Origin of the sequence: Salinivibrio sp. MA427, from assembly GCF_001996115.1 — a bacterium.
In the GTDB taxonomy this organism is placed as follows: Bacteria; Pseudomonadota; Gammaproteobacteria; order Enterobacterales; family Vibrionaceae; genus Salinivibrio; species Salinivibrio costicola.
In genome coordinates this window covers 1-6,203 of sequence record NZ_MUFH01000148.1, presented here as the reverse complement: position 1 = coordinate 6,203, position 6,203 = coordinate 1, and the positions used below count along the sequence as shown (strand labels likewise).

Annotated in this window: 5 protein-coding genes; 2 read left to right on the top strand and 3 right to left on the bottom strand. The window is 51.2% G+C overall.

Going from position 1 to position 6,203, the window contains the following annotated elements:
* The 3 genes from BZG79_RS10200 to BZG79_RS10190 all read right to left on the bottom strand — a co-directional run.
* On the bottom strand, positions 1–405 hold a 405-nt coding region (locus BZG79_RS10200; protein WP_242414157.1), incomplete at its 3' end, for a CsiV family protein.
* Positions 406–469: 64 nt separating this feature from the next.
* On the bottom strand, positions 470–3,931 hold the full coding sequence (gene mfd, locus BZG79_RS10195) for a transcription-repair coupling factor (protein WP_199877715.1): 3,462 nt from the start codon (positions 3,929–3,931) through the stop codon (positions 470–472).
* Complete coding sequence (locus BZG79_RS10190) at positions 3,862–4,425, bottom strand: hypothetical protein (RefSeq protein WP_077774323.1); 564 nt, start codon at positions 4,423–4,425, stop codon at positions 3,862–3,864. Before BZG79_RS10190 ends, mfd begins: the two co-directional genes overlap by 70 nt.
* A gap of 195 nt (positions 4,426–4,620) precedes the next feature.
* On the opposite strand from BZG79_RS10190, the gene BZG79_RS10185 reads away from it, so the two are divergent.
* Both BZG79_RS10185 and BZG79_RS10180 read left to right on the top strand, forming a co-directional pair.
* Positions 4,621–5,808, top strand: coding sequence for a lipoprotein-releasing ABC transporter permease subunit (locus BZG79_RS10185; RefSeq protein WP_021022816.1), 1,188 nt, complete (start codon positions 4,621–4,623; stop codon positions 5,806–5,808).
* The coding region (locus BZG79_RS10180; RefSeq protein ID WP_199877714.1) for an ATP-binding cassette domain-containing protein at positions 5,801–6,203 on the top strand (403 nt) is incomplete at its 3' end. The genes BZG79_RS10185 and BZG79_RS10180, both read left to right, overlap by 8 nt.

The following is a 6,203-nucleotide window of genomic DNA, read 5'->3' as shown; positions in this document are numbered from 1 at the left end:
GTCTTTTCCTGCCATCACTCGTAGTAAAGGCAGTGCCGCTCGACCACTGTCATCTTGGCGCCATGCCACATGAACCATGGGCGTAAAGCCTGCATGGTTTTTTAATTTGTTGTAGGCATCGTTAAGTTGCCATTGGTTAGGTGACAATGGCGTTAACCCGGCGTCTTGTAACGCGCGTTGATTGGTGACTGGCACGCCGCGGCTCACACTGCTCTCGCTGTCTTGCGATGGCCAGTTTTCTTCTACGCTTGCAGGATCTTGGTTGCGCTTAAAAACAATTAATTCGACATCATAAAGCCGTTTAGCCCAGACGGGCTGGCTTAATGACAACAGTAATAACACCACAAGTCCTTTTAGGCCTGCGGCTGAGCGCCAATCTTTCGCGGGACGTTGATGATTTCTCACTGGTTACTCCATTGGTAATGAAAGGCGACGTTGTCAGCCGCCTTTCATTGGGTTTGTTGACGCACTAGGCGACTAACTGATGGCTCGCAAATTGAGTCAACAGCTCATCAATAAAGTTCATCCGCTCGCGTCGGTCGGTGAGCGTTTCGACAAACTTGATCTTAGTTGGCCCGTCAAACTTAAACTTATCTGGGCGAGATTGTAACAGTCCCACTAAAAATCCGGGATCAATTTGCGCGTTTTCATGAAACTCCACTAAGCCACCCCGTTCACTGGCCTCGATCTTCTTCACGCCTAGGCTCGCGGCACGTATTTTCAGTTGCTGAATGTGGAGGAGGTTCTTCGCCGCATCAGGCAGTAATCCAAAGCGGTCAATCAGCTCGACTTGCAGCTCGTTCATGTCGTCGTTGGACTTGGCGCTGGCAATGCGTTTATACATCGATAGGCGCATATTAATGTCCGGAATATAGTCATCCGGTAATAGGGCAGGTAGCCGCAATTCAATGTCGGTCTGTTCATTGAGCAGTGCATCTAGGCTTGGCTCTTTGCCCTCTTTTAAGGCTTCAACCGCTTGCTCTAACATATCCATGTAGAGGGTAAAGCCAATCGATTGAATTTGGCCGCTCTGCTCATCGCCCAATAACTCGCCCGCCCCACGAATTTCCAAATCTTGCGTCGCGAGAGTAAAACCGGCCCCTAAATCTTCCAGCGCGGCAATGGCGTCGAGTCGTTTGACCGCATCTTTGGTCATGCGTTTTGGATGTGGCGTGAGCAGATACGCATAGGCTTGGTGGTGTGAGCGTCCAACCCGGCCACGCAACTGATGAAGCTGCGCCAAGCCAAAGTGATCGGCGCGATCAATAATAATGGTGTTGGCTGAGGGAATATCGATGCCGGTTTCGATGATGGTGGTACACACTAATACATTGTACTTTTGGTGATAGAAATCACTCATGATTTTTTCTAGCTCACGCTCGCGCATTTGCCCATGCGCCACGGTCACGCGAGCTTCAGGGATCATGTCACTGATTTCATTCGCGGTTTTTTCTATTGTCTCGATATCGTTGTGCAAAAAGTACACTTGCCCCCCGCGCATGATTTCGCGCAAGAGCGATTCTTTGATCAAGTTGTCTTCGCGCTCGCGGACAAAAGTCTTCACCGCTAAGCGTCGTGAGGGCGGGGTCGCAATAATCGACAGATCACGCATGCCACTCATGGCCATATTGAGTGTCCGGGGAATCGGTGTGGCGGTGAGCGTGAGAATATCAACATTGGCACGCATGGCTTTGATTTTCTCTTTTTGACGTACCCCAAAGCGGTGTTCTTCGTCGACAATCAGTAAGCCTAAATCCCGTACTTTGACATCGGATTGCAGTAACTTATGGGTGCCGATCAGTATGTCGACTTTGCCGGCTTCGCAATCGGCCATGATTGCTTTTTGCTCTTTGGCGGATTTAAAACGTGAGAGCACTTCAACCCGCACTGGCAGGTTAGCGAATCGATCGCGGAAGTTTTCAAAGTGCTGTTGCGCGAGCAAGGTGGTTGGCACTAATACAGCAACTTGCTTACTGTTGTTTACGGCGAGGAACGTCGCCCGCATTGCCACTTCCGTTTTGCCGAAGCCAACATCGCCGCAGACCAGGCGATCCATGGCGATCGGGCGGCACATGTCGGATAACACCGCATTAATCGCTTGGGACTGATCTGCGGTTTCTTCAAACGGGAAGGTGGCCCGAAACGTTTGATAGGCCTCTTTGTCGTGAGTAAAGGTAAAGCCTGGCTTAGTTTCGCGTTTGGCATAGACATCCAAAAGCTCTGCGGCGACATCACGGACTTTTTCGGCCGCACGGCGACGGGCTTTTTCCCACGCTTCGCCGCCTAATTTATGGATAGGTGCGGTGTCTTCCGCTCCACCAGAGTAACGGCTAATTAAATGCAATGCGCCGACAGGCACATACAGTTTGGCTCCTTGCTGGTATTCGAGCGTCATGTATTCGGTTTTTAAGCCGCCGGCTTCTAAGGTCTGCAAACCTTGATAGCGGCCAATACCGTGCTCAAGGTGAACCACTGCTTGTCCCGGTTTGAGCTCTGCCAAGCTGCGGATCACCGCATCATTACTGACGGTTTGTTTGCGTTTTTCGCGTCGGCGTTGTTGCACGGCGCGCTCGCCGAACATGTCACTTTCGCAGATTAGGGCAAATTGGCGCGGGTTATCAATAAAGCCTTGGTCTACCGGACCGATGATTAAACCAAAACGACCGGGTTGTGATAGGGCTTCGGATAAGCCATCTGCGACCATAGGGCGGATTTTCGCTTGGCTAAGTAAATCCAACAATGCTTCGCGTCGACCTTCCGATTCGACCGAGAAAATCACCTTACCGCTATACGCTTCGCTGAATTGACGCAATGCGGCTAACGGCTCTTTCGCTTGGTGGTTAACGGTCAGTGACGGCAGTGGCGAGATATCCAGATTCTCGCGTCCGGCTTTTTCTGTGACGCTGTCACTTTCAAGCTTAAGCCGAGGGTACTGTTTGAGTGTCGCAAACAGGGTGTCTTTGCTCAGCCATAGTGCATCGGGAGGAAGCAGTGGACGCAGCGGATCAACACGGCGTTGATCATAGCGGTTGGCGACATCTGCTTCAAAGTGGCTGATCGCCGCATCGATATCGCCGACCGATAAGATAAGTGTGTTGTCAGGCAAATAATCGAACAAGGTTTCGGTTTGCTCGAAAAATAGCGGCAGCCAATACTCGATCCCCGCTGGCCAGGTTTTTTTGCTGACTTGCTGATAAATCGACTCAGGCTCTCGGCGCGCTTCAAAGTGTTCACGAAAACGGCCGCGAAAGTATTCGACGGCGGCATCATCGGTAGGAAACTCATGAGCCGGCAGTAATTGGATCTGAGTCAGTTCGCCGGTTGAGCGCTGGTTTTCCGGATCAAATTGACGAATGGTATCGACTTCATCATCAAAAAAGTCAATGCGATAGGGTTCGTCACTGCCCATTGGGAATAAATCAAGAATGGAGCCGCGGCTGGCGAATTCACCATGTTCCATCACCTGATCAACATGGCGGTAGCCGGCATCGGTGAGTTGGTCACGCAGCTTTTCAAGCGAAAGAATATCGCCTTTTTTCACCATCAACGCATGTTGGTGCAAAAACTGTCTTGGTGTGACGCGTTGCAGTGCCGTACTGGCCGGTGCGATTAATACTCCCGTTTTCTGGTGCGGCAGTTGATACAAGCAAGATAGGCGTGCCGAGATAATATCTTGGTGGGGCGAAAAACTGTCGTACGGCAGCGTTTCCCAATCGGGAAAAAGATCGCACTCACCTTGGGTGAACTGGCGAATGGCCGGCTGTAATCGCACTGCGGTTTGGTTATCCGGGACCAATAGAAAAACCGGGCCCGCATGCTGTTGGGTTAAGGTTGCAATCGCTAGCGGAAGCGCGGCCCCTGCTAGGTTACCAAGGTGTTTAACGTCGCCGGGGCCCGTGGGCAGAGTGAAAGCGTAGAGCGGTTTTCCAATAACCGTGTGTACTGGATTTGGATCAAATAGWGAGGCTGATTGCCATCGTCTTCTTGGTGATGCTCGCAATCGGTCACCACGCCGTAGCAATAAATGGCTGTGGGTGGATGATCAAGGAACAGCTTGACGCGCGCATGTACCCCAAGTGCTAACGGCGATGGACTCAGGTACGAAAAACGACTCGCCCCAAAGGTATGGGTGATAAAGCGGCGAGAAGGCTGATCTTCATGGCTGAGCATGTAGCCCATCATCAGTGTGAGCTTTTCGTTTTGAGTCTGCAAAATGCGGAACAATGCTGACGCGTCATTAGGGTCAATCGACTGTAAATCCTTTTCCACGTCAGCATCAAGCTGGCCGCATTGGCTCGCCAAGCGAAATGGCGCGGGGATCTCCGCGATGAAGCCATCCGCGTCCGGTTGCGGTTGATTGTCGGCGAGAGGCTCCACATTTATCCGCATGGCCGCTCGCACAGAGAAGTATTCGTCTTGGCTCATCACTGTGCCTTTACATTGCTGTTGTATTCATGATTATCACGCACCCTTACCGAGAGGTAAAGGTTAGCGATACTTTCTCGCCCTAAAGGCATGGATTTGTATCATCCAGAGGGGGTTAAATGCGGCGGATAACTTGGCGAGCCTGACTTGGACAGGTATGCTTGCAGCGAATCAAAACAATAAGCTAGGTGTGCTATGTATCAACCTTTGTCGGTGTTTATTGGCCTGCGCTATTTGCGTGGCCGTTCAGCCGACCGCTTTGGGCGTTTTGTCTCGTCGATGTCTACCGCGGGGATCGCGATCGGTGTATTGGCGTTGATTACGGTGTCATCGGTGATGAATGGATTTGAAGCCCAACTCAAAGGCCGTATTTTAGGGGTGTTGCCCCATGCGATTATCGCCAATGGCCAGTTAGGATCGACACCATCGACCATAGAGCAGTGGCCGCATGTGGTCGATACCGCGCCGATAAAAACCACCGATGCGGTGATTCAAAGCCGTAATGGCCTCAGTGCCGGTTTACTTGAAGGGATTGATCCGAAGGCGACAGAGCCGCTGGCGTCCCACCTTTTGCAAGGTGAGATGTCGGCACTGCGTCCGGGACGCTATCAAGTGATGATAGGGCGCGCGATGGCATCTGAGTTGCAATTACGGGTCGGAGATTCGGTCCGAGTCATGGTCACCAGTGCTAGTCGTTTTACGCCCATCGGTCGGATCCCTGCGCAACGTTTATTTACCGTAGGTGGGATTTTTCATACTGGCACGGATGTCGATAACCAGTTGATGCTGGCCAACATTGAAGATGTCGCAAAACTGAGTGGTATTTCCCCAAACCAAGCGAACGACTTACGGTTATTTTTAGATGATCCATTTGCGATTACCCAGCTTAAACCCAAGGCCGATCCTGCCACCTGGACCGATTGGCGACGTTGGCGTGGTGAGCTCTTTCAAGCGGTGAAAATGGAAAAAAACATGATGAGTTTGATGCTGAGTCTGATCATTGTGGTGGCGGCATTTAACATCATTTCCGCGCTGATCATGGTGGTGATGGAAAAACAATCCGAGGTCGCGATTTTAAAAACACTGGGCATGAAAGATAGAGACATTGTGGCTGTCTTTATCGCTCAAGGCAGTTTAAGTGGTCTGGTTGGTGCTGCCATTGGGGGCGTGCTTGGTGTATTGATTGCATCATACATCAACGAAATCATGGCGATATTCGGCGTGAGTCTATTGGGTAACGGCTTAGCGTTGCCTGTGGTTGTTAATCCGTTTCAAGTTGCCATGATACTCGGCTTAGCCGTTGTGCTAAGCGTGTTGGCAACCTTATTCCCTGCATTTAAAGCGGCATCTGTTCACCCTGCTGAGGCACTGCGTTATGAGTAAATCTTTGTTGTCCTGCCACCGTGTCAGTAAAACCTATCAAGAAGGTGGGCAATCAACCTGTGTGTTAAACCAGGTGTCAATGACAATAGCCCCGGGCGAGCTGGTGGCGATTGTGGGGTCATCCGGCTCGGGGAAAAGTACGCTATTGCACACGCTTGGTACGCTTGATGCGCCGAGCGAGGGCGATGTTTGGATTGAGGATGCATTGGTGAGTGCGATGTCGGCGTCACAACAGGCGACACTGCGCAATCAAACCTTAGGATTTGTTTATCAGTTTCATCATTTGTTGGCCGACTTCACCGCGCTCGAAAACGTGATGATGCCTTTGCTGATCAACAAAGTTAGTCACAAAGCGGCAGCAAAACAAGCCACTGCGATCTTGAACGCGGTTGGGG

Excerpts from the sequence above, each read along its gene's own strand:
- BZG79_RS10185 (WP_021022816.1), top strand. The coding sequence starts at position 4,621 with ATGTATCAACCTTTGTCGGTGTTTATTGGCCTGCGCTATTTGCGTGGC.